A 23,485-nucleotide genomic window follows, 5' to 3' on the forward strand; every position below is an offset into this window, starting at 1 on the left:
TGCGGAGGCTAGAAATCGCGTTTGTAGAAGATATCCAGCGAACTGGCCACACCGGTAGCCACTTCCAGGTACACCTTCTTGCTCAGCAGGTAACGCAAGGCAATGGTGTTGGCCGGCTCGAACACCCCTACCCCATATCGCAGGCTGAGTTTTTCGTTGATCTTGCCGCTGGCCACCACGGCGGTGCTGTTGCCACTGCCCTGGGTGTCAAGGTCGAAATCCTGGATGCCCAGCTTGTTGGCAATGTCTGAGGTCACCCCGGCACTGCCCATCAACCCCAGGCCCAATGCGGCTTGGGCGAGCATGTTGTTGTCTTCACCGGTGGAGCTCAGCGGACGGCCCAGCACCAGGTAAGACAGCGCCTGCTCCTGGCTCATCGCAGGTTCCGAGAAGATCTGCGTAGTAGGCTGCTCGGCACTGCCGCTCAGACGAATACCCGCGGTGACATCGTCGGTCTTGCGCACGGCTTCGATGTCCAGGTACGGCTGGTCGAGCGGCCCGGCAAACAGCAGGCGCGCACGGCGTACATCGAGTCGTTGGCCGTAGGCACGGTAACGACCATCGTTGAGCCACAACTCGCCACGGGTGTCCATGTTGTCGCCGATATGCACATGGCCCTGTACCTTGGCGGTCAGGCCAAAGCCTGAGAAGTTGAGCTTGTCTTCACCCACTATCACGTCGATATCCATAGCCATCGCCATGGGCGGCTTGCCTTCCTCGGTCTGGCTGCCGACGATCACGGTGTCATCCGAGACCTTGACGGTCGACGGCGGCAGCTCGCGCACGGTGATGTCACCGCGCGGAATCTGCACCTTGCCAGCAATCGCCAGTTTGTCGTTCTTCAAGCTGATCTTCAGGTCGGGCGCCACTTCCAGCACTGCGTAAGGCTCAACTGTGACCGGCAATTGCGAGCCTTGCAGGCTCAAATCCACCACCAGCGCCTGGCCCCAGTCCATCTGGCCTTTAAGGCTGCCCTGCCCAGCCTTGCCACTGCGCCAGGCGCCGTTGAGCTGCACGCTTTCGCCGGCAATCAGCGCCTGCACGTTCAAACCTTCGAGGCTGACCGGCAGCTCGGGACCGGAGACTTCTCCACCCACCAGGTTCACGCTGCCATTGACCTGCGGCGCCAAGAGCCCGCCGGAGATGCGGCCACTGCCATTGAGTTTGCCGTTGAGCTTTTCCACCATTGGCACAAACGGCCGCGCCACGGCGAGGTCGAGGCCATTGAGGGTGAAATTGCCGGTGATCGGCTTATTCTTCGGCAGCGGGTTGATCTGCGCCTGCACCAGCAACTCCCCAAGCTTGCCGCCACGGAAGGTGAGCTGGGTGTCGATACGCTTGGGATTAAGTGTGGTTTCCAGTTTCAGGGTGTCGTAGGGGAAGTCCACCCACTGGGCCTTGTCCTTCACACGTAAGGTGCCGCCGCTGGCGTCCACCGCAATCACGCCCTTGGGGCCGCTGTTTGGCAGGTCGAGTTGCACGTCGGCGTTAAGCTTGCCTTGCCAGGCGAAGTCTTTGGGCAAAAAGGCCGCCAGGCTATCGATGGGAAATTGCTTGAGGTGGTAACGCAGCTTGGGTTCGGGCATCAGACGCTGGTCTTCGCCGCACAGGCTGGCGGGGCCGGACACCCAGCAGTGCGCAGCAAAGGTCAGCTTGCCGTCGGCCAGACGTTCGATTTTTGCCGGAGCTTGCAGTTTCCAATCCTGCCCACCGGCCTGTACATCCCCACTGGCCAGTCGGCCGCGCCAGTTGCCTTTGTCGAGGTTGCCATCAAGCGCAAGGGCCAGTTTGACCAACGGGCCGACCAGGTCGAGTTGGACCTTCTGACTTTTGATATCGCCCTGGGCGCTGGCGGTCAGGGTGCCAACCTGGGTTTCACCCGCCTGGATGCCGCTGCCCTTGAGGTCGATCTTCGCGCGCTGGGCGTTATCCAGCGTGGCGTCGAGGGTGAGGTTTTGCAGTTGATTATCGGCGAATGCCAGTTGCTGGCCCTTGAGGTCGAGCTTGCCTTGGGGCGCTTTCAGGCTGCCGGCCACGTCGACACGGCCATTGATTTGCCCACGTAACTGCGGCCACAACTGGGCCAGACGCGCCAGCTTGATATCGATTTGCCCGGCCAGCCGTTGTTGCAGGCTGCCACTGCCATTGATGCGGTTGTCGCCCAGGCGGATATCCAGATTGGCCAGGGTCCACTGCTCGCCCGCGCCTTCAGCCTTGGCCGCCAGCACGGCGGTCTGGCCGCGCAAACGGCCCTTGAGGTCGAGGTCGGCGTTGAGTTTGAGCTGTTCGTTTTTAAATTCGCCCTTGCTGCGCAACGGGCCAGCCAGAGTGCCCGGCAGTTCAGCGACCCAAAACGCCGGGTTCAACGCCGACAGGTCCAGCGCCGTATCCCAGGCGATGCCATCGGCAAATTGCACATTCAAATGGCCTTCGGCCTTGCCTTGGCCGGCGGTCAATTTCAGCTCGGGCAGGAAGATTTGCTTGAGATCGCCACTGAACGGTGTCACCACGTTGAACTTGCCAGCCGGGCCGTCGAGGTCGGCATTCAGGTTGCCGAGGTAGTTACCGTCCTTGTAGGAGATCTCGCCATTGAAGGTACGCAAGGTAACCTGAGGCTCGTCGATCAACGGGTAGAGGCGATGCCAGGGGAAATCCAGCCAGGCAATTTTCGCGTCGGCGCTGAAGCCTTGCTGCCAGTCCAGGTTGGCGCTGAGCTTGAGGCTTTGTTTGTCACCGGCGTTCAAGTCCAGGCCGGCAATTTGCGCGCCCTTGGCGTCGACCTTGCCTTGCAGCAGCAAATCCACCGGGCCTTTTTCTGCCGGTAATACAGCCTTGCCCAGCAGTTGATAACCGTTTTTCAGGTCGCCTTTGGCAGTGAGATCCAGCCCGTTGAGTTGCAATGTGTCGGGCAGGTCAGCGCTGGGGTTGAAGCTGTCAGAGGTGATGTGCAACTGCGCGGGCAGGTTTTCCACCAAGGGTTGCAGTTCGCCAGTAAGGTTGGCGGGCAAATAGCCACTGCTGTCGGCATCAAGCTTGAGCGTCTTGAGCAGGTCGCCCTCAACTTTGAGCGCCACTTTCCACGGCGCGCCGCCGGGAGCGTAAGGCAAACTCAGGTCGCCGGTGGCGTTGAGCGGCCAGTCTCCGGTGGGCTGCAGCAGACCGTTGAGGTCCAGCACTAGGCCGTCACGTTGCAGGTGCACCGAGTCAATCTGCATGCCGGCGGCCGTCCAGTGCGCCGCCAGCTGCAGGCCCTTGAGTTCTTCACTGCCGTTAAACAGCAGGCTGCCGACGCGAACGTCGCCCAACTGGATGGCAACCGGCAGCTTCAATGTTGGCAATTGAATCGGTCCGCTGCTCTCCTCGGTACTCGGCGGAAATTGCAGGCTGACCTGTTCAACATCCAGCTGGTTGATGCACACCGTCATGCGCAACAGGCAGGCTGGTGACCAGTCAAACTTCGGCGCGTTGAGCTCGACCCGACTGGCGTCTTGCTGCCACAGCAGATGATCGGCGCTCCACTGGCCACCCAAATGACCCTGGAAATTGTCGACCGTGAGCCCCGGCACCTGGCTCAAGGCCCAACGGCTGCCCGCTTGCGTGCCGAGCACGGTCCACAGCGCCAGTACCAACAAGGCGAGGACGGCCACCACGGCCAGCCCCGCTATTTTCAAACCACGCATCACAGCTCAGGCCCCATGGAAAAGTGCAATCGAATGCCGCCCGGGTCTTCCAGGGCATGGGCCAAATCAAGGCGAATAGGACCGACCGGCGACACCCAACGAACGCCGACGCCAACGCCGGTTTTCAGGCTGGGCAGGTCGAGGTTATTGAAGGAATTGCCCTGGTCGATAAAGGTCGCAATCCGCCATTTATCGGTAATGGAATATTGATACTCAGCGCTCAAGGCCACCATGTAACGGCCGCCGATGCGGTCACCGCGATCGTTCTCGGGCGACAGGGTCTGGTACTCGTAGCCGCGCACGCTCTGGTCGCCCCCGGCAAAGAAGCGCAACGAAGGCGGTACGGATTGGTAGCCATTGGTAGCGCTACCGCCGAACTGCGCACGGCCAAGAAAGCGGTGGTTATCCCACAAGGTGGTCAACCCTTTGATCGTGGCCGTGCCGTAGAGCAGGTTGGTGTCGGAGCCGAGGCCTTCCTTGGCGACCTTGGCGTCGAATGCCAGCCGGTAGCCGTTGTGTGGGTCGATGCGGTTGTCACTGCGCAGGTAGGAATAATTGATACCCGGCATGACCAGGTTGCTCAGGCCCGAGTCGTTGCCCTCGCGATATTCTTCGCGCTGGTATTTGAGCGAGATGATGCGGGTCCAGCCGCTGGGCAGTTTGCTGTGCCATTCAGGGCCAAGGGTGAGCAATTTACTCAGCGTGTCGCTGTTGGCCAGTTCTTCATTCTGATAGCCGCCGGCGAAGCGCAGTTTGTCGGTGAGTGGCGGGTCGAGCGGGATGTCGTACCACAGGCCGACGTTCTGCCGGGGCGCCGACAGTTCGGCTTCCCAGCCATAGCTGTGGCCTTGGGGGTTGACCCAGTGCCGCGTCCAGTTGGCTTTGCCGCGCGGGCCGACGTCGGTCGAATAGCCCAGGCCCAGGCCCATTGTGCGTGGCTTGCGTGTTTCCAGTTGCACGGCCACCGGAATCACATCGTGGGTGGCGGCAACGGGCGAGGCGTCCACGCGCACGCCTTCGAAAAAGCCGCTGGCTTGCAGGTTCTGGTTAAGTTCGGCGATCAGTTCAGAGTCATAAGGTGTGCCGCTTTTGAACGGCACCATGCGTTGCAGCAGGTCTTCATCAAAGGGTGTGTCGCCGGTAAAGCTGACTGCGCCCATGGTGTAGCGCGGGCCGCTGTCGTAGACAAGTTCGATATCGGCCACACCCGCCTGCGGGTCGACCGAGAGTTTCTGGCGGGTAAAGCGCCCGCTGAAAAAACCGTAGCGCGAGGCCTGGTTCTGAATCAGACGCTTGGCGTCTTCGTAATTGCCGTGATTGAGCACGGCGCCGGGCTTGAGGCCGTCACCGGCAGGCACGCGAAAGGATTTGAGGTCGGCAGCCTGGCCATCGACCCGAATGGTCACGTCGCGCAAATGCACCGGTTCGCCGGGGTCGATGGTAAGGGTCAGGCGCGGGTTCTTGCCGCCCTTCACATCGCTCTCGATCAGTGGCTGATAGAAACCCAGGGCCTGGGCGGCCTTGCGCGCCTGCTCCTCGGCGCCACGGCTGAACCGCAGCAGGGCTTCTTCATCACGATCGCCTACCCCGCCGATATAGCCTTCGATGTTGGCTTTCAACGCGTCGTTTGAGGGTTTGATGCGCACGTCCAATTCGCTTTGCGCCAAGGCGGCGCAGCTTGTGAACAGCAGCATCAAGCCGCTGGTGTATCTTCCTGGAAACTTCATAGGCGCGGATGCTACACGAGCTTGGGAGGCTGTTTGAACCCGGAATTGTCTGAATAATTCTGTCTCAAACCGTTGCAGCCTGTAACGCCTGGGGGTTGGGATGAAAAAACACGTGTTCCAGGACAGGTCCTACGGCAACTTCACCGATTTCCTCGTAACCCTGACGCTTGTAAAACTCCAGGTAGCGCGAGTTGCCGGTATCGAGCACTACGCCGGACGAATGCGGGTCTTCAGCGCACCAGTTGTGCACCGCCTCCAGCAGCTGCTCGCCATAATGCTTGCCCTGGAATTGCGGGTGTATGCCCAGTAACGGCAGCACGTGCACCGACTCCCCCGGCAGGCAGGCGAGCACCGCGTGATGGTATTCAAGGTATCGCCGCGTGCCGCGCACGCCGGTGCTCAGCCACATACGAATCTGCCACGCCCAGCTTTCGGTAATCCCCAGGCGCCGTTGCGGCGGCGCGATCAGCGCGATACCGATCAGCCGGTCGTTGACGAACAAACCGATTGCGGGAAGTTTCTGGAAGAAGTGTTGCTTGACCAGTTCACGCACCGTGGCCCGCACTCGTTGTTCGTAACCTGGGCGCTCCGCTTCAAAAATGTAGGCAAACGTCGGCTCATGCCGGTAGGCCTGGTACAGCAGCGAGCGGGCTTCGCGGGAATAGCCGCTATTGAGCAGACGAATTTCGGCAATGGCAGTCGGCGTGTCAGGCATACGGTCAATCTCCCTGGGCGCCATTGAAAAAGATGGCGTTCTAATTAGGTACGAACTCACGCAGCACGCGTCGTTCCCAGACATTAGCAGCGCATGCGCCCTGCCGCCACGCTGGCCCCCGTCCGACTTGTCGGCTAGCATCGCCCTTTTGCCAGACTGGACTGCCGACCATGAAAATCGTCTCCTTCAATATCAACGGGCTGCGCGCCCGCCCTCATCAGCTGGCAGCACTGATCGAAAAACACCAGCCGGACGTAATCGGGCTGCAGGAAACCAAGGTCCACGATGATCAATTCCCGCTGGCCGAGGTAGAGGCCCTGGGCTATCACGTGTACTACCACGGGCAGAAAGGCCACTACGGCGTGGCCTTGCTTTCGCGCAAACCCGCGTTGAGCCTGCACAAAGGTTTTGCCAGCGACGAAGAAGACGCCCAGCGCCGTTTTATCTGGGGCACGTTCGCCGATGAGCACGGCCAACCGGTCACCGTGATGAACGGCTACTTCCCCCAAGGCGAAAGCCGCGACCACCCGACCAAATTCCCGGCCAAGCAGCGCTTCTATGAAGATCTGCAGCAATTGCTGGAAAGCCAGTTCAGCAATGACCAGGCGCTGGTGGTGATGGGCGACATCAATATTTCGCCGGAAGACATCGACATTGGTATCGGCGCCGACAATGCCAAGCGCTGGCTGAAAACCGGCAAGTGCAGCTTCCTACCGGAAGAGCGCGAGTGGATGGCCCGCCTGAAGAACTGGGGTTTGGTCGACAGTTTCCGTCACTTAAACCCTGAGGTAGCCGACCGTTTCAGCTGGTTCGACTACCGCAGCCGCGGGTTTGAAGACGAGCCCAAACGTGGGCTGCGCATTGACGTGATTCTGGCGTCCAACGGGTTGGTGTCGCGGGTCAAGGATGCCGGTGTGGATTATGAATTGCGCGGTTTGGAAAAGCCTTCGGACCATGCACCGATCTGGCTCGAATTGAGCTGACAACATCACTCCGTGTGGGAGCTGGCTTGCCTGCGATGACTGTCTATCAATAAATTATCTGTTGCCTGACACACCGCTATCGCAGGCAAGCCAGCTCCCACATTTGAACGAATTGTGTGTCAGTCACAATGCTGACATGCAACTGACTTAATCTCCCGGCACTCCCTTTGGCTTAAGAAGGTGCCGGCATGATGCTGCGCGTTCTGTTCCTGCTGGTCCTTTTTCCGCTTTACGCGCTCTCCGCCCCCCTACCCGTTCCCGAGCAAGGTCCCGCACTTCGCATTCAGGGCTCCAACACCATTGGCGCGGCGCTCGGGCCTGCGCTGGTCAAGGGCTTGATGGAGCATCAGGGGTTGCAGACCGTCCACAGTGAAGCCGGGGAAGGCGCCAATGAGCAGCGCGTGGTCGGCAAGACCCGACAGGGCAAGGTGGTGACTATAGAGGTCGCGGCCCACGGTTCCAGCACCGGGTTTGCCGCGCTGAAAAAAGCCAGTGCCGACCTTGCCGCGTCCTCGCGCCCGATCAAGGACAGCGAACTGGTTGACCTTGAACCTTTGGGCGACCTGAAAAGCCCTGGCGCCGAACAGGTAATCGCCATCGACGGCCTCGCGATTATCCTCAACCCGCGAAACCCGCTGAATACACTGACCACCGAACAGCTGGCGCAGATTTTCAACGGTGAGATCAGCACGTGGGAAGCACTGGGCGGCACCGGCGGCGCGATTCATCTGTATGCGCGCGATGATCAATCCGGCACCTACGACACCTTCAAGGAACTGGTGCTGCGCCTGCGCGGCAAGCCGCTGGCCGCGGGCGCCAAGCGTTTCGAGTCCAGCGAGGAATTGTCCGACGCGGTGAGCCACGATCCTCAGGGCATCGGCTTTATCGGGCTGCCCTATGTGCGCCAGGCCAAGGCGGTGGCGATCGTGGACGGCGAGTCGCAACCGATGTTGCCGTTGACCAGCCTGATTGCCACCGAGGACTACCCACTGTCACGCCGGCTGTTCTTTTACCTGCCGCCATCGGGGCGCAACCCGTGGGCCAAGGCGCTGGTGGATTTTGCCCAGAGCAGCAAGGGCCAGGCGATCGTGGCGGCCAACGGTTTTATCGCGCAGCAAGTGCAGGCGATCGCCGTGGAAGCGCGCGCCTCCATGCCCGAGGACTACCAGGCCATCGCGCGTGACGCCCAGCGCTTGACCGTGAATTTTCGTTTCGAGGAAGGCAGCGCCAGCCTGGACAACAAGGCGCGCCAGGACCTGCAGCGGGTGGTGGCCTACCTGAGAAGCCATAACAAGCTGGACAAACAGGTGACACTGGTGGGGTTCGGCGATGCCAAAAATGATCCGCAGAGAGCGGCGCTGCTGTCGAAACTGAGGGCGATGGCCGTGCGTCGTGAGCTGGTCAAAAGCGGCGTGGTGCTGCGCGATATTCGCGGGTTCGGCGCGCAGATGCCGGTGGCGGCGAATACGGCGGATGAGGGGCGGATCAAGAATCGGCGGGTGGAGGTTTGGGTGTACTGAACCTGGGCCTTGTGTTGTAAACACTGGCCTCATCGCGGGCAAGCCCGCTCCCACATTTGGAATGCATTCCCCTGTGGGAGTCGGGCTTGCCCGCGATGCATGCGACGCGGTCTTACTGCCCGCTGCGCATCAGTTCTTTAGGCACATATTTGCCGATCTCGAACTTGCCGATCGCCGCACGATGCACTTCGTCCGGGCCGTCGGCCAGGCGTAGGGTGCGTTGCATGGCGTACATGTAGGCCAACGGGAAATCGTTGGAAACACCCGCACCGCCATGGATCTGGATCGCGCGGTCGATGACCTTCAGTGCCACGTTCGGCGCCACCACCTTGATCTGGGCGATTTCGCTTTTGGCAACTTTGTTACCCACGGTGTCCATCATATACGCCGCTTTGAGGGTCAGCAGACGCGCCATGTCGATTTCCATGCGCGAGTCGGCGATCTTGTCGATATTGCCGCCCAAACGCGCCAATGGCTTGCCGAACGCGGTACGGCTGACGGAGCGTTTGCACATCAACTCCAATGCACGTTCCGCCATGCCGACGGAGCGCATGCAGTGGTGGATGCGGCCCGGGCCAAGGCGACCCTGAGCGATTTCAAAGCCACGGCCTTCACCCAACAGTACGTTTTCGTACGGCACGCGCACATTGTCGAACAGCACTTCGGCGTGGCCGTGGGGCGCGTCGTCGTAGCCGAATACCGGCAGCGGGCGCACGATTTTCACGCCGGGGGTGTCCACTGGCACCAGGATCATCGAGTGCTGCTGGTGGCGCGGCGCGTCCGGGTTGCTCAGGCCCATGAAGATCAGGATCTTGCAGCGCGGGTCGCAGGCGCCGGAGGTCCACCACTTCTTGCCATTGATCACCCACTCGTCACCCTGACGCTCGGCGCGGGCGGCCATGTTGGTGGCGTCCGAGGAGGCTACGTCGGGTTCAGTCATGGCGAACGCCGAGCGGATTTCGCCACGCAGCAGCGGTTCGAGCCAGCGCTGTTTCTGCTCTTCATTGGCGTAGCGCACCAGCACTTCCATGTTGCCGGTGTCGGGGGCGGAGCAGTTGAACGGCTCCGGACCCAGCAGCGAGCGGCCCATGATTTCGGCCAGCGGCGCGTATTCAAGGTTGGTCAAGCCCGCGCCCAGTTCGGACTCCGGAAGAAACAGGTTCCACAAGCCCTCGGCTTTAGCCTTGGCCTTCAACTCTTCCATGATGGCGGTGGGCTGCCAGCGATCGCCTTCGCTGACCTGGCGTTCAAACACCGGCTCGGCCGGGTAAACGTAAGCGTCCATGAACGCGGTGACGCGTTCACGCAGTTCCTGAACCTTGGGCGAATAGGCGAAATCCATGAGCAGCTCCCTTCTCTGAGAGGTTGTTTAGGTCATGCAATCGATGCTAGAACAGCGCTGATAATTTACCTAGCCTATTCTCGGCGTGTATTAACATTCATCACCGATATATGATCGACGTATGGCCACCTAACAATAAGAGCGCAACGAAATGAATCTGAGCAAGGTCGACCTCAACCTCTTTATCGTCTTTGACGCGATCTACACCGAAGCCAACCTGACCCGCGCCGGGCAGATTGTCGGCATCACCCAGCCGGCGGTGTCCAACGCCTTGGCGCGTCTGCGCGAGACCTTCAACGACCCGCTGTTCGTGCGTACCGCCCAAGGCATGGTGCCCACGCCGATGGCTCAGAACATTATCGGCCCGGTGCGCAACGCGTTGTCGTTGCTGCGGGTGTCGGTGCAGGAAAGCCGGATTTTCAACCCGCAGCAGGCCGCCAAGACCTACCGCATCAGCATGACCGACCTCACCGAGGCGGTGATTTTGCCGTTGCTGTTTCAGCGCCTGCGCCGCCTGGCGCCGACGGTGGTGATCGAGAGTTTCCTGTCCAAACGCCGCGAAACCACCAAGGAACTCGCCGCCGGGCGCCTGGATTTTGCCGTGGATGCGCCACTCAACACCGACCCGCAGGTGCGCCACGTCAAGCTGATGGAAGACCGCTACGTGTGCGCCATGCGCAAAGGCCACCCGATGGCGGGCAAGGACAAGTTCACCCTGGATGATTACCTGTCACTGACGCATATCCATATTTCCAGCCGCCGCAACGGCTTGGGCCATGTCGACCTGGCATTGGGCAAGATGGGCATTCAGCGCAAGATCGCCCTGCGTTCGCAGCATTACCTGATGGCCTCGCAGGTGTTGCAGCAGACCGACATGGTGATGACCGTGCCGGAACGTTTTGCCCGCCGTCATGAACTGCACTGGTTCAATTTGCCGATAAGCGACGTGCCGCCGGTGGAAACCCATTTGTACTGGCATGAAAGCACCGATCAGGACCCGGCAAACCGCTGGATGCGTGAGCAGATGATCGAGTTGTGCCAGCAGGTAACGGCCCATGAGAAGAAGCTGGATGGCAAGCAAGCCTGACCTGTGGCTGCCGCGAGCAGATTTCCTGTGGCGAGCAGGCTTGCCCTGCGTTGGGCTGCGAAGCAGCCCCAAAACCAGGCGCCGCGTTCCTGCCTGGAGAAATGCTTTGGCTTTATTGGGGCCGCTTCGCAGCCCAACGCAGGGCAAGCCTGCTCGCCACAACAAGCCTGCTCGCCACGGAACGTCAGTTGCCTACACGTCAAACCGGGGTACAAGCTTGACGTTTACGTCAACCTGCCATTAGTTTAGCGTCAAGACCTACTTGAGCGCCGCCATGAGCACCACCTACAGCATCTCCGACCTCGCCCGCGAGCTCGACATCACCACCCGCGCTATTCGCTTTTATGAAGAACAAGGCTTGCTGGCCCCGGAACGCCGGGGCCAGGAGCGCATTTATTCGGCGCGGGACAAGGTCAGCCTCAAGCTGATTCTGCGCGGCAAACGCATCGGTTTTTCGCTGGCCGAGTGCCGCGAGCTGATCGAACTCTACGACCCTACCAGCGGTAACCACATTCAGCTCAACAGCATGCTGGCAAAAATCACCGAGCGCCGTGAGCAGCTTGAGCAGCAGTTGCTGGATATCGAGCAGATGAAACTCGAGCTCGATACCGCCGAAGAGCGTTGCACCCAAGCCCTCGCGCACACCATGGGCCAGGCTGGCCATTGATCAGAAGGTAAATTGCGATGCTCCTCTCCCCACAGCCCCTTCCTACACACGTACGCCTGGTCGAAGTCGGCCCGCGCGACGGTTTGCAGAACGAAGCCCAGCCCATCAGCGTGGCCGACAAGGTCCAACTGGTGGACGCCTTGAGCGCTGCAGGCTTGAGCTATATCGAAGTCGGCAGTTTTGTCTCGCCCAAATGGGTGCCGCAAATGGCCGGTTCCGCCGAAGTGTTTGCACAGATCCAGCGCAAGCCTGGCGTGACCTATGGCGCTCTGGCGCCCAACCTGCGCGGTTTTGAGGATGCGCTGGCCGCCGGGGTGAAGGAAGTGGCGGTGTTTGCGGCGGCCTCCGAAGCGTTTTCGCAGCGCAATATCAATTGCTCGATCAGCGAAAGCCTGGAGCGCTTTGCCCCCATCATGGCGGCGGCCAAACAAAACGGCATCAGCGTGCGCGGCTATGTGTCGTGCGTGTTGGGCTGCCCTTACGAAGGCGAGATCGCACCGGCACAAGTGGCCGCCGTCGCGCGGGAATTGTATGCCATGGGCTGCTACGAGGTGTCGCTGGGCGACACCATCGGCACGGGCACCGCGGGCGCCACTCGGCATTTGTTTGAAGTGGTCGGTGCGCAGGTGCCGCGGGCCAAGCTGGCCGGGCACTTCCATGACACCTACGGGCAGGCCATCGCCAATATCTACGCCAGCCTGCTCGAAGGTATCAACGTGTTCGACAGCTCTATCGCGGGCCTCGGCGGCTGCCCATACGCCAAGGGCGCCAGCGGTAACGTCGCCACTGAAGACGTGCTGTACCTGCTCAATGGCCTGGGTATCGAAACGGGTATCGACCTGGACGCCTTGATTCGCGCGGGCCAGCAAATCAGCCAGGTGCTGAGGCGCGCGACCGGATCGCGCGTCGCCAAAGCGCATAACGCGGTTTGAGTAGAGCGGCTGTGACAATGTGTTACCGCGCGCTTACGTTTCGAGTAACACGGGAACATATTTTGTCGCATTTGCTGAAGGCCATGTCTTACACAAAAATCAAACCATTGATTTTAAAGGATTTTTAAAAGTTGGCACGGCTTCTGCTATCTCTATGGCATAACAAGAATAAAAAGCACCAAACCTAATAAAAATAAGACGAAACGACTCTGACATAACAAAAACAACACGGCAGAGACGCAGCTAACAGATTTTTTTGAAGAAGACAGGCTTCGCAGGGTACGGCATGCCGAAACCCGCAACCGGTAAGAGAAAAATAAAACTACCTCAGGTAGCTACCACTGGTTGGATCGATTACGAAGAAGCAGGTCAGCGTTCAAAAAAATACGTTTGCTCTTGACCCCGGATGGGGGTCGCCAAAAACAGCGGTAAAGGGTAACGGTTGCCAAAAACAACAATAGACCGCCCCTCAATAATAAAAAAAGAGCACGCAACGACAAATTAAAGGGGACCTTCGGGTCCCCTTTGTGCTTTCTGCCGTTTGATAGATTCAAAGCTGGCACCGATCAAAATGTGGGAGCGGGCTTGCTCGCGAACGCGTTAGATCAGTCAATACATCTAGAGACTGTTACACCGCATTCGCGAGCAAGCCCGCTCCCACATTGGATATGCAGGGTTAGTCACACCGGGTTCGCAACTCCTCAATCGAAATCTCGCGCATGCGGAATTTCTGGATCTTGCCCGTCACCGTCATCGGAAATTCCTCCACAAACTTGAAATGTCTGGGCGTCTTGAAGTGCGCAATGCGGCCCTTGCACCAGGTCTGCAATTCCAGCTCGTTGGCCACGTGACCCGGGTGGAACTTGACCCAGGCGACGATCTCTTCGCCATAACGCTCGTCCGGAATGCCGATGACCTGCACATCCGCCACCGCAGGGTGAGTGAAGAAAAACTCCTCCAGCTCGCGCGGGTACACGTTCTCGCCACCGCGAATGATCATGTCCTTGTTGCGCCCGGCAATGCACACGTAGCCGTGCGCGTCCATGGTCGCCAGGTCGCCGGTGTGCATCCAGCCGGCGTCGTCGATGGCTTCGCGAGTGCCTTGCGGGTTATTCCAGTAACCGAGCATCACGCTGTAGCCACGGGTGCACAACTCGCCGACTTCACCGCGCGCCACGGTGTTGCCATCGGTATCGATGATCTTGTTTTCCAGCTGCGGCTGGGTACGCCCGACGGTGGTCACGCGGCGTTCCAGGTCGTCATTTGCGCCGGTCTGCAGTGAGACAGGGCTGGTTTCGGTCATGCCATAGGCAATCTGCACTTCGCCCATGTGCAACTCGCTGATCACGCGACGCATCACTTCGATGGGGCACGTAGCACCCGCCATGATGCCCGTGCGCAAGGTGGCCAGGTCGAACTCGCCACGTCGCGGGTGATCGAGCAGCGCGATGAACATCGTGGGCACGCCGTAGAGGCCGGTGGCGCGCTCCTCGGCGACGGCGCTCAAGGTGAGCAGCGGATCAAAGCCGTCATTCGGGTAAATCATGGTGGTGCCGTGGGTGATGCAGCCCAGGTTGCCCATCACCATGCCAAAGCAGTGATACAGCGGTACCGGAATCACTAGCCGGTCCTGCGCGCTGAGGCCCAGGCTTTCGCCGACCATGTAGCCGTTGTTGAGAATGTTGTGATGGCTGAGGGTCGCGCCCTTGGGGAAGCCGGTGGTGCCGGAGGTGTACTGGATGTTGACGGCCTGATCGAAGTGCAGGCTGGCCTGGCGGGCGTGCAGTTGCTCGGGAGGAACGCCGGCGCCGAGGGCCGCCAACTGCGACCAGGGCATGAAACCCGGTGGCGGGCTGGGGTCGAGGCTGATGATCGCACTCAGGTCGGGCTTCAACTCCTGCAACATCGCGTGGTAATCCGAGGTTTTGAACGACCCGGCGCACACCAGCCATTGGCAACCGGACTGCTCGAGCACGTACTCCAGTTCGCTGCTGCGATAGGCCGGGTTGATGTTCACCAGAATCACCCCGAGCTTGGCGCTGGCAATCTGGCTGATGCACCACTCGGCGCAGTTCGGCGCCCAGATACCCAGGCGGTCGCCGGTTTGCATGCCCAGTGCCAGAAACGCGCGGGCGTGCAGGTCAACCGCTTCGGCCAGTTGCCGCCAGGTGTAGCGAAGGTGTTGATGGCGCACCACCAGGGCCTCGCCATCCGGCACTTGCGCGACGGTGTTATCGAAGGATTGGCCAATGGTCATGGCCAGCAAGGTCTTGTCCTGAGAGCCACGGCTGTAGCTCTGGTTCGGTTGATCCATAACGACCCCTTTTGTCTTTTTTGTAAGGTGGACGGCAGCTGCTTGACGTAAACGTAAACTACGATTGACAGCCTCGCAACGCAAGCTTACGTTAACGTAAAGGTGAGCGCCCTCCTCCGGCGCCGTCCACACAAAAACAATGCTTACATTAAGGTGCCTGTCCATGAGTTACCCGTCCCTGAACTTCGCCCTCGGTGAAACCATCGACATGCTGCGCGACCAGGTGCAGCACTTCGTGGCCAAGGAAATCGCTCCTCGCGCGGCACAAATCGATATCGACAACCTGTTCCCCGCCGACCTGTGGCGCAAATTCGGCGACATGGGCCTGCTCGGCATCACTGTGCCGGAGGAGTACGGCGGCGCGGGCCTGGGTTACCTGGCCCACGTGGTGGCAATGGAAGAAATCAGCCGCGGTTCAGCGTCGGTGGCGCTGTCCTACGGCGCTCATTCCAACCTGTGTGTGAACCAGATCAACCGCAACGGCAACCACGAGCAGAAACTCAAGTACCTGCCAAAACTGATCACCGGTGAACACGTCGGCGCCCTGGCCATGAGCGAGCCGAATGCCGGTTCCGACGTGGTGTCGATGAAATTGCGCGCCGACAAACGCGGCGACAGCTATGTACTCAACGGCAGCAAGACCTGGATCACCAACGGCCCCGACGCCAACACCTACGTGATCTACGCCAAGACCGACCTGGAAAAAGGCGCTCACGGCATCACCGCGTTTATCGTCGAGCGCGACTGGAAAGGCTTCAGCCGCAGCAACAAGTTCGACAAGCTGGGCATGCGCGGCTCCAACACCTGCGAGCTGTTCTTCGATGACGTTGAGGTGCCCGAAGAAAACATCCTCGGCCTGCTCAACGGTGGCGTCAAAGTGCTGATGAGCGGCCTCGATTACGAGCGCGTGGTGCTCTCCGGCGGTCCCACCGGGATCATGCAAGCCTGCATGGACCTGATCGTGCCCTATATCCACGACCGCAAGCAGTTCGGCCAGAGCATCGGCGAATTCCAGCTGATCCAGGGCAAGGTCGCCGACATGTACACCCAACTCAACGCCAGCCGCGCCTACCTCTACGCGGTAGCCCAAGCCTGCGAGCGCGGCGAAACCACGCGCAAGGACGCGGCCGGAGTCATCCTTTACAGCGCCGAGCGCGCCACACAAATGGCCCTCGATGCGATCCAGATTCTTGGCGGCAATGGTTACATCAATGAATTCCCCGCCGGGCGCCTGTTACGCGACGCCAAGCTGTACGAAATCGGTGCCGGTACCAGTGAGATTCGCCGGATGCTGATCGGTCGCGAACTCTTCAACGAAACCCGCTGAAGGAGCGCGTCATGGCCACTTTGCACACTCAGCTCAACCCGCGCTCAGCGGAGTTTGCCGCCAACAGCGCGGCAATGCGCCAACAGGTCGACGCGTTGCACACCTTGCTCGCCCAGGTGCAGCAAGGCGGCGGCGCAAAAGCTCAGGAGCGGCACACTTCACGCGGCAAACTGCTGCCTCGCGAGCGCATCAATCGCCTGCTCGACCCGGGCTCGCCGTTCCTTGAGCTCAGCCAGCTGGCCGCCCATCAGGTATACGGCGAAGACGTGCCCGCTGCCGGAATAATCGCCGGGATCGGCCGTGTGGAAGGCGTCGAATGCATGATCGTCGCCAACGATGCCACGGTGAAAGGCGGTTCCTATTACCCGCTCACAGTCAAAAAACACCTGCGCGCCCAGACCATCGCCGAGCAGAATCGCCTGCCGTGCATCTACCTGGTGGACTCCGGTGGCGCCAACCTGCCGCGTCAGGATGAAGTGTTTCCGGACCGCGAGCACTTCGGGCGGATCTTCTTTAACCAGGCCAACATGAGCGCTCGAGGCATCCCGCAAATTGCCGTGGTGATGGGCTCGTGCACCGCCGGTGGCGCCTATGTGCCGGCGATGGCGGACGAAGCGATCATGGTGCGCCAGCAAGCCACCATCTTTCTCGCCGGGCCGCCGCTGGTGAAAGCTGCGACCGGCGAAGTGGTCAGCGCCGAAGACCTCGGCGGTGCCGATGTGCACTGCAAGATCTCTGGCGTGGCTGACCACTACGCCGACAGCGATGAACACGCCCTGGCCCTGGCCCGGCGCAGTGTGGCCAACCTGAACTGGCGCAAACAAGGCGAATTGCTGCAACGCACGCCCGTGGCGCCGCTGTACAGCAGTGAAGAGCTTTACGGCGTGATTCCGGCCGACGCCAAGCAGCCATTTGACGTGCGTGAAGTGATCGCTCGGTTGGTCGACGGTTCGGTGTTCGATGAGTTCAAGGCGCTGTTTGGTACCACGCTGGTCTGCGGTTTTGCGCACCTGCATGGCTACCCGATTGCGATTCTGGGCAACAACGGCATTTTGTTCGCCGAGGCCGCACAAAAAGGCGCGCACTTTATCGAGCTGGCGTGCCAGCGCGGGATCCCCCTCGTGTTCCTGCAAAACATCACGGGCTTTATGGTCGGCCAGAAGTACGAAGCCGGGGGCATAGCCAAGCACGGCGCCAAGCTGGTGACTGCGGTGGCCTGCGCCAAGGTGCCGAAGTTCACGGTGATCATCGGCGGCAGCTTTGGCGCCGGAAACTACGGCATGTGCGGGCGTGCCTATGACCCGCGTTTTTTGTGGATGTGGCCCAACGCGCGCATCGGCGTGATGGGGGCCGAACAGGCGGCGGGCGTGCTGGTGCAGGTCAAGCGCGAGCAGGCTGAACGCGCGGGCGCCGGGTTCAGCGCCGAGGAAGAAACGGCGATCAAGCAACCGATCCTCGACCAGTATGAAACCCAGGGCCACCCCTACTACTCCAGCGCACGCTTGTGGGATGACGGCGTGATTGATCCGCTGCAGACCCGCGACGTGCTGGCCCTGGCCTTGTGCGCTTCGCTGAACGCCCCCATCGAGCCGAGCCGCTTCGGCGTGTTCCGCATGTAAACGGAGCTGTACTCATGAGCGATTTCAACACCCTTGAACTGGTCACCGACAGCCGTGGTTTTGCCACGCTATGGCTCAGCCGTGAAGCCAAGAACAACGCGTTCAATGCCGAGATGATCCGCGAACTGATCATCGCCCTTGACCATGTGCAGGGCGATGCCTCACTGCGTTTTCTGGTGCTGCGCGGGCGCGGCAAGCATTTCAGCGCCGGTGCCGACCTGGCCTGGATGCAACAGTCAGCTGAACTCGACTACCACACCAACCTGGACGACGCCCGCGAGCTGGCCGAGCTGATGTACAACCTGGCCAAGCTGAAAATCCCGACCCTGGCGGTGGTGCAAGGCGCGGCGTACGGTGGTGCATTGGGTTTGATCAGTTGCTGCGACATGGCCATCGGCGCCGATGACGCGCAATTCTGTCTGTCGGAAGTGCGCATCGGCTTGGCCCCGGCGGTGATCAGCCCGTTCGTGGTCAAGGCCATCGGCGAACGTGCGGCGCGACGCTACGCACTGACCGCCGAACGTTTTGGCGGCCAGCGTGCACGTGAAATCGGCTTGCTGGCAGAAAGTTACCCGGCCGCAGAGTTGGAGCAACAGGTCGAACAATGGGTCGCCAACCTGCTGCAAAACAGCCCGGCGGCGATGCGTTCCAGCAAAGACCTGTTGCGTGAGGTCGGCAATGGCGCCCTCACCCCGGCCTTGCGCCGCTATTGCGAAAATGCCATCGCGCGGATTCGCGTCAGCCCTGAAGGCCAGGAAGGCTTGCGCGCCTTTCTGCAGAAACGCCCGCCCAGCTGGCAAGCCCAGGAGCCACGTTTATGAACAAACCATTGACCACCGTGCTGGTGGCCAACCGGGGCGAGATTGCCTGCCGGGTAATGCGCACCGCCAAGGCCATGGGCCTGACCACGGTGGCCGTCCACAGCGCCATCGACCGCGATGCACGGCATAGCCGTGAGGCGGATATCCGGGTGGATTTGGGCGGCAGCAAGGCCACCGAGAGCTACCTGCAGATCGACAAAATCATTGCCGCCGCCCACGCCAGCGGTGCCCAGGCGATTCATCCGGGGTACGGCTTCCTCTCGGAAAACGCAGGCTTTGCCCGCGCGATTGAAGCCGCCGGGTTGATCTTTCTCGGCCCGCCCGCCTCGGCGATCGACGCCATGGGCAGCAAATCTGCGGCCAAGGCGCTCATGGAAACTGCCGGAGTGCCGTTGGTGCCGGGTTACCACGGTGAAGCCCAGGACCTGGAGACCTTCCGCGCCGCCTGCGAGCGCATCGGCTATCCGGTATTGCTCAAAGCCACGGCCGGTGGCGGCGGCAAGGGTATGAAGGTGGTTGAAGAGGTCAGCCAACTGGCTGAAGCCCTGGCGTCTGCACAGCGTGAGGCGCTGTCGTCTTTTGGCAACGGGCAGATGCTGGTGGAGAAGTACCTGCTCAAACCGCGCCATGTGGAGATTCAGGTATTTGCCGATAGCCATGGCCACTGCCTGTATCTGAATGAGCGCGACTGCTCGATTCAGCGTCGGCATCAAAAGGTTGTAGAAGAAGCGCCTGCGCCAGGCTTGAGTATTGAACAACGCAAAGCCATGGGCGAGGCCGCCGTGCGTGCGGCCCAGGCCATTGGCTATGTAGGCGCCGGCACGGTGGAGTTTTTGCTGGACGCCCGTGGCGAGTTTTTCTTCATGGAGATGAACACGCGGCTGCAGGTGGAGCATCCGGTCACCGAGGCGATTACCGGCCTCGACCTGGTGGCCTGGCAGATTCGCGTCGCTCAGGGTGAGGCGCTGCCGATCACCCAGGAGCAGGTGCCGCTGATCGGGCATGCCATTGAAGTTCGGCTGTACGCCGAAGACCCCGCCAATGATTTCCTGCCGGCCACCGGGCACCTGGCGCTTTACCGCGAATCGGCGGCCGGCCCGGGCCGTCGTGTGGACAGCGGTGTCGAGAGAGGTGACAGCGTTTCGCCGTTCTATGACCCGATGCTCGGCAAACTGATTGCGTGGGGCGAAAACCGGGAACAGGCGCGGTTGCGCTTGCTGAGCATGCTGGACGAGTTCGCTGTCGGCGGGCTCAAGACCAACCTGGGCTTTTTACGGCGGATCATCGGGCACCCGGCGTTTGCGGCGGCTGAGCTGGATACCGGGTTTATTCCGCGCTATCAGAATGAGCTGCTGCCGGTGCCTGGGGAGTTAAGCGATGAATTCTGGCAAGTGGCGGGCGCAGCCTTTATGCAGAGCTTGCCGGTGGGTGAAGGGCCTTGGGCGGATACGCGAGGGTTTCGTGCCGGGTTGCCGGCCGACGTCTCACTGCACCTGAGCAGCGGTGGGCAGGATCGTTTGGTGACGTTGGAGAGCAGCGCTGCGCACTGGCAGGACGAACAGCTGGTGATTGAAAAACTGGGCATCCGTCGCTCACATTTCGCTGTGCGCAGCGAAGGCACGGTGCACCTGCGCTGGGACGGCGAGATGCACGCCGTCAGGCTGTTTGATCCGATTGCGGCGGTCGAGGCCAGCGCATCCCATCAAGGCGGCCTCACAGCGCCAATGAACGGCAGCATCGTGCGGGTGCTGGTCGAGGTGGGCCAAACCGTCGAAGCCGGTGCGCAACTGGTGGTGCTGGAGGCGATGAAGATGGAGCACAGCATCCGCGCGCCACAGGCCGGGGTGGTCAAGGCGCTGTTTTGCCAGGAAGGCGAAATGGTCGCTGAAGGCAGCGCCCTGGTGGAGCTAGAAAGCGCGGATTAAAACTTCGCCGTGGCTTGCACTACCACACCCAACATTCGGCAATCGTCGGTGAACAGCAATTTGGGATAGGTGGGGTTGAGCGGCACCAGATAGAGCTGGCCGCTCTCTTCCATCAGCTGGCGGAACGTTGCCTGGGTGCTGTCGGCCCACTGGGCGACCACCAACTTGCCGGGCTCGGCATCAATGGCCGGGTCCACCAGAATCATCATCCCGGCGCCGATGCTAAGGCCGCTGGGGGCAGTCATGGCGTCTCCGGTCACGGGCAGCCAGAAGGCTTCGCCGCGGGCGTGGTAGTCCGTCAATTCGAAACGCGCCGCGCCGTAGTGAGGGCGTTCTTCGCGGATTTCGCAGACACCTTTCCAGTCACTCACCGGATAGCGGAAATACGGGTTGTAGTGTTTTTCCGGGGCGGGTTCTTCGTCGGCCCGTTCGCGGATTTGCAGCGTGACTTCCAGGTAACCCAGCCCCAATTCCGCAAGCACCCGATTCATATCCGCCAGGCTCGGCACACGGCGCTTGTTGAGCCAATGGCCAACGCCGCCCTGGGACATGCCCAAGCGCTCAGCGAGTTTATCCTGCGTGACCTTGCGGTCTTTCATGTTGGCTCTGACCAACGCAATCCATTTATCCATGGGGCCTGACAATACGTTGCGTATTTTTCAGGGCAATAAACAGTTTGTAGTAATCCATAAAAGGACATAAATACGATACGTACTATCATCGGTTCTATGGTTTTCAACACCCCACCAGAGTACCGACCCTCATGACGACACCCCCGATTCTCATACCCGAAACTCCCGACAACGATGAACTGCACGGCATGCGCAACAGCGGCGCAGCCCAGCGTGCGCTGGACTATTACTTGAAAGAAGATATGTCGGCATCAGTCCCGGACGGGACGTTGTTCGCCATCAAACCCGGCATCAGCCAGGAAGAAGCGCTGGTGCACGCTTCGGACCTGTTGCGCAGCGCTGCTGCCACGGCCTATGAATCGGCGAGCAGCCATCAGGGCAATCATCGCGACCTGGCGTTTTCAGTGGTGTATTTGATTGATATGGCGAAGGCGATGGTCGAGCGATCATTGCAGGCGCCCGCCTCTGCTCAGGCAAACGCATAACGGACGCGAAGAAAAATATTTCTATCTCATGGATAAAAACATTTGACTTGCAAATGATAATGATTATTATTGGACCCAGCTGATCGCGAGATCAGTCGATAGACCAAGGGACCTTAGGTCGGACTCTTGGAATATCTCCTCATCAGGCTAATCACGGTTTTTGACCCGGCTCTTTGGCCGGGTCTTTTTTTTGCCAGTTTCCCTGGCTTGGCTTCAGGCTAATGAAGACTGTGTGTTGCTTGATGGCGCGCATGGTAGCAAAAGCGCATCGCCAAAAGAAAGCCAAACGAGCGCTCTAGCCCGGATCTTTGCGAAATAGCGCTTGAGAATCAATCTCATAGATTCTAAGCTGCCATCGCGTCAAGGATGACGCCCCCTCCCCCCTGCAACAATTTTGCATCAAGATTTTGCCTGACTCCTGTGTAATATATCCGCCACAACACTCATATTCAGGCAACCAGACTATGACCGTGGCCTTGACCTCCATCAAGATCAGCACCGACTTCGACAGCGGCAACATCCAGGTCCTGGATGCCAGCGACGCGTACCAATTGCTGCTGGCAATCAAACCCGATACTCGCAGCCCTCATTTTCAATGGTTCCACTTCAAGGCCGAAGGCATGCACGTGGGCCACACCCACAGCTTCCGCCTGAGTAATGCGAGCCAGTCCTCCTATAAAAATGCCTGGAGCGGCTACAACGCGGTGGCGTCCTACGACCATATCAACTGGTTCCGAGTGCCCACGCGCTTCGACGGCGAGACGCTGCATATCACACTCGAAACCCGTGAAAAACACGCCTGGTTCGCCTACTTCGAACCCTACAGCCGTGAACGCCACGACTGGCTGATCGAGCAAGCCTTGAACCGCGCCGGCACCCAATTGCTCGCCACCGGCAAAAGCGCTGAAGGCCGTGACATCCAGTTGCTGCGTCGCGGCAAAGGTGGCGAGGGCCAACGTAAAGTCTGGATCATTGCCCAGCAGCATCCAGGCGAGCACATGGCCGAGTGGTTTATGGAGGGCATCATCGAACGCCTGCAACAGGACGGTGACGATGAGCTGAAAAAACTCCTGTCCATCGCCGACCTGTACCTGATCCCCAACATGAACCCGGACGGTACTTTCCACGGCCACCTGCGCACCAACGCCATGGGCCAGGACCTCAATCGTGCCTGGCAGAACGCCAGCCAGGAAATCAGCCCCGAAGTGCTGTTCGCCCAGGAGCAAATGGAGAAATACGGCGTCGACCTGTTCCTCGATATCCATGGCGACGAAGAGATCCCTTACGTATTCACCGCTGGCTGCGAGGGCAACCCGGGCTACACGCCGCGTCTCGAAGCGCTGGAAAAACACTTCCGCAGTCACTTGAGCGCCTTGACCCGCGACTTCCAGACCACCCACGGCTATACGCGCGACCTGCCGGGTGAAGCCAACATGACCCTGGCCTGCAATGCCGTCGGTGAGAAATACGACTGCCTGTCGTTGACCCTCGAGATGCCCTTCAAGGACAACGACGACGCGCCCAACCCGAAAACCGGTTGGTCCGGTGAGCGCTCCAGACAGTTGGGCAAGGACGTGTTGAGCAGTGTGGCGGATATCGTCAGCGCCTTGCGCTAACCCAACGGCCCCTGTGGCGAGCGAGCTTGCTCGCGCTGGGGCGCAAAGCGGCCCCTCGTAAGGCACCGCTTTTTCACCTGACACACCGAGCTG

The 23,485-nt window shown here is 60.4% G+C and carries 17 protein-coding genes; 11 read left to right on the forward strand and 6 right to left on the reverse strand.

Annotated features, from left to right (window positions below; translation table 11 throughout):
- Positions 1-8 precede the first annotated feature (8 nt).
- From BFW87_RS30470 to BFW87_RS30480, 3 genes are all read right to left on the reverse strand, one after another.
- Entirely contained in the window at positions 9-3,680 is a 3,672-nt protein-coding gene (locus BFW87_RS30470; protein WP_078743417.1) for a translocation/assembly module TamB domain-containing protein, read from the reverse strand.
- Complete coding sequence (locus BFW87_RS30475; protein ID WP_078743418.1) at positions 3,680-5,407, reverse strand: autotransporter assembly complex protein TamA; 1,728 nt, start codon at positions 5,405-5,407, stop codon at positions 3,680-3,682. Before BFW87_RS30475 ends, BFW87_RS30470 begins: the two co-directional genes overlap by 1 nt.
- Before the next feature lie 64 nt (positions 5,408-5,471).
- On the reverse strand, positions 5,472-6,122 hold the full coding sequence (locus BFW87_RS30480; RefSeq protein ID WP_078743419.1) for a GNAT family N-acetyltransferase: 651 nt from the start codon (positions 6,120-6,122) through the stop codon (positions 5,472-5,474).
- 170 nt (positions 6,123-6,292) lie between these two features.
- Here BFW87_RS30480 and xthA point away from each other — a divergent pair, with 170 nt between their 5' ends.
- On the forward strand, positions 6,293-7,105 hold the full coding sequence (gene xthA / locus BFW87_RS30485) for an exodeoxyribonuclease III (RefSeq protein WP_078743420.1): 813 nt from the start codon (positions 6,293-6,295) through the stop codon (positions 7,103-7,105).
- A 188-nt stretch (positions 7,106-7,293) separates the two neighbouring features.
- Positions 7,294-8,625, forward strand: a complete 1,332-nt coding sequence (locus BFW87_RS30490; protein WP_078743421.1) for a substrate-binding domain-containing protein — start codon at positions 7,294-7,296, stop codon at positions 8,623-8,625.
- Positions 8,626-8,737: 112 nt separating this feature from the next.
- Here the strand turns inward: BFW87_RS30490 and BFW87_RS30495 are convergent, their stop codons facing one another.
- Positions 8,738-9,967, reverse strand: coding sequence for an acyl-CoA dehydrogenase (locus tag BFW87_RS30495; protein ID WP_078049237.1), 1,230 nt, complete (start codon positions 9,965-9,967; stop codon positions 8,738-8,740).
- Positions 9,968-10,118: 151 nt separating this feature from the next.
- Between BFW87_RS30495 and BFW87_RS30500 the strand changes: the two genes are divergently transcribed.
- From BFW87_RS30500 to BFW87_RS30510, 3 genes are all read left to right on the forward strand, one after another.
- Positions 10,119-11,054, forward strand: a complete 936-nt coding sequence (locus BFW87_RS30500; protein ID WP_078743422.1) for a LysR family transcriptional regulator — start codon at positions 10,119-10,121, stop codon at positions 11,052-11,054.
- A 274-nt stretch (positions 11,055-11,328) separates the two neighbouring features.
- On the forward strand, positions 11,329-11,721 hold the full coding sequence (locus BFW87_RS30505; RefSeq protein WP_078743423.1) for a MerR family transcriptional regulator: 393 nt from the start codon (positions 11,329-11,331) through the stop codon (positions 11,719-11,721).
- A gap of 17 nt (positions 11,722-11,738) precedes the next feature.
- The gene (locus BFW87_RS30510; RefSeq protein WP_078743424.1) at positions 11,739-12,653 is read left to right on the forward strand and encodes a hydroxymethylglutaryl-CoA lyase; all 915 of its coding nucleotides are present in this window, start codon (positions 11,739-11,741) and stop codon (positions 12,651-12,653) included.
- A gap of 676 nt (positions 12,654-13,329) precedes the next feature.
- Here BFW87_RS30510 and BFW87_RS30515 read toward each other — a convergent pair.
- Positions 13,330-14,967, reverse strand: a complete 1,638-nt coding sequence (locus BFW87_RS30515) for an AMP-binding protein (RefSeq protein ID WP_078743425.1) — start codon at positions 14,965-14,967, stop codon at positions 13,330-13,332.
- Between the two features lie 163 nt (positions 14,968-15,130).
- Here BFW87_RS30515 and BFW87_RS30520 point away from each other — a divergent pair, with 163 nt between their 5' ends.
- Genes BFW87_RS30520 through BFW87_RS30535 form a run of 4 tightly spaced genes read left to right on the forward strand, consistent with a single transcriptional unit; the run spans position 15,131 to position 20,659 of the window.
- Positions 15,131-16,294, forward strand: a complete 1,164-nt coding sequence (locus BFW87_RS30520; protein ID WP_078743426.1) for an isovaleryl-CoA dehydrogenase — start codon at positions 15,131-15,133, stop codon at positions 16,292-16,294.
- A gap of 11 nt (positions 16,295-16,305) precedes the next feature.
- Positions 16,306-17,913, forward strand: a complete 1,608-nt coding sequence (locus BFW87_RS30525) for a carboxyl transferase domain-containing protein (RefSeq protein WP_078743427.1) — start codon at positions 16,306-16,308, stop codon at positions 17,911-17,913.
- Between the two features lie 14 nt (positions 17,914-17,927).
- Positions 17,928-18,734 (forward strand): gamma-carboxygeranoyl-CoA hydratase, encoded by an 807-nt coding sequence (locus tag BFW87_RS30530; protein WP_078743428.1) that lies wholly within the window; start codon positions 17,928-17,930, stop codon positions 18,732-18,734.
- Entirely contained in the window at positions 18,731-20,659 is a 1,929-nt protein-coding gene (locus BFW87_RS30535; RefSeq protein WP_078743429.1) for an acetyl/propionyl/methylcrotonyl-CoA carboxylase subunit alpha, read from the forward strand. The genes BFW87_RS30530 and BFW87_RS30535 overlap by 4 nt, the downstream gene beginning before the upstream one ends.
- Here the strand turns inward: BFW87_RS30535 and BFW87_RS30540 are convergent.
- Positions 20,656-21,291: a LexA family protein gene (locus BFW87_RS30540; protein WP_078743430.1), complete on the reverse strand. Its 636-nt coding sequence runs from the start codon at positions 21,289-21,291 to the stop codon at positions 20,656-20,658. The two genes, BFW87_RS30535 and BFW87_RS30540, sit on opposite strands and share 4 nt — an antisense overlap.
- Positions 21,292-21,422: 131 nt before the next feature.
- Between BFW87_RS30540 and BFW87_RS30545 the strand changes: the two genes are divergently transcribed.
- Together BFW87_RS30545 and BFW87_RS30550 are read left to right on the forward strand one after the other, a co-directional pair.
- A complete protein-coding gene (locus BFW87_RS30545; protein WP_078743431.1) occupies positions 21,423-21,776 on the forward strand; it encodes a DUF6124 family protein in 354 nt (117 codons plus the stop codon).
- Between the two features lie 464 nt (positions 21,777-22,240).
- Positions 22,241-23,392: a M14 family metallopeptidase gene (locus BFW87_RS30550; protein WP_078743432.1), complete on the forward strand. Its 1,152-nt coding sequence runs from the start codon at positions 22,241-22,243 to the stop codon at positions 23,390-23,392.
- Positions 23,393-23,485 lie beyond the last annotated feature (93 nt).

Origin of the sequence: Pseudomonas fluorescens (genome assembly GCF_002022275.1) — a bacterium.
GTDB classification, from domain to species: domain Bacteria; phylum Pseudomonadota; class Gammaproteobacteria; order Pseudomonadales; family Pseudomonadaceae; genus Aquipseudomonas; species Aquipseudomonas fluorescens_AJ.

Bases quoted from the DNA above. Each gene is read 5' to 3' on its own strand.
- BFW87_RS30470 (WP_078743417.1), bottom strand. From the start codon at position 3,680: ATGCGTGGTTTGAAAATAGCGGGGCTGGCCGTGGTGGCCGTCCTCGCC.
- BFW87_RS30475 (WP_078743418.1), bottom strand. From the start codon at position 5,407: ATGAAGTTTCCAGGAAGATACACCAGCGGCTTGATGCTGCTGTTCACA.
- BFW87_RS30480 (WP_078743419.1), bottom strand. From the start codon at position 6,122: ATGCCTGACACGCCGACTGCCATTGCCGAAATTCGTCTGCTCAATAGC.
- xthA (WP_078743420.1), top strand. From the start codon at position 6,293: ATGAAAATCGTCTCCTTCAATATCAACGGGCTGCGCGCCCGCCCTCAT.
- BFW87_RS30490 (WP_078743421.1), top strand. From the start codon at position 7,294: ATGATGCTGCGCGTTCTGTTCCTGCTGGTCCTTTTTCCGCTTTACGCG.
- BFW87_RS30495 (WP_078049237.1), bottom strand. From the start codon at position 9,967: ATGGATTTCGCCTATTCGCCCAAGGTTCAGGAACTGCGTGAACGCGTC.
- BFW87_RS30500 (WP_078743422.1), top strand. From the start codon at position 10,119: ATGAATCTGAGCAAGGTCGACCTCAACCTCTTTATCGTCTTTGACGCG.
- BFW87_RS30505 (WP_078743423.1), top strand. From the start codon at position 11,329: ATGAGCACCACCTACAGCATCTCCGACCTCGCCCGCGAGCTCGACATC.
- BFW87_RS30510 (WP_078743424.1), top strand. From the start codon at position 11,739: ATGCTCCTCTCCCCACAGCCCCTTCCTACACACGTACGCCTGGTCGAA.
- BFW87_RS30515 (WP_078743425.1), bottom strand. From the start codon at position 14,967: ATGGATCAACCGAACCAGAGCTACAGCCGTGGCTCTCAGGACAAGACC.
- BFW87_RS30520 (WP_078743426.1), top strand. From the start codon at position 15,131: ATGAGTTACCCGTCCCTGAACTTCGCCCTCGGTGAAACCATCGACATG.
- BFW87_RS30525 (WP_078743427.1), top strand. From the start codon at position 16,306: ATGGCCACTTTGCACACTCAGCTCAACCCGCGCTCAGCGGAGTTTGCC.
- BFW87_RS30530 (WP_078743428.1), top strand. From the start codon at position 17,928: ATGAGCGATTTCAACACCCTTGAACTGGTCACCGACAGCCGTGGTTTT.
- BFW87_RS30535 (WP_078743429.1), top strand. From the start codon at position 18,731: ATGAACAAACCATTGACCACCGTGCTGGTGGCCAACCGGGGCGAGATT.
- BFW87_RS30540 (WP_078743430.1), bottom strand. From the start codon at position 21,291: ATGGATAAATGGATTGCGTTGGTCAGAGCCAACATGAAAGACCGCAAG.
- BFW87_RS30545 (WP_078743431.1), top strand. From the start codon at position 21,423: ATGACGACACCCCCGATTCTCATACCCGAAACTCCCGACAACGATGAA.
- BFW87_RS30550 (WP_078743432.1), top strand. From the start codon at position 22,241: ATGACCGTGGCCTTGACCTCCATCAAGATCAGCACCGACTTCGACAGC.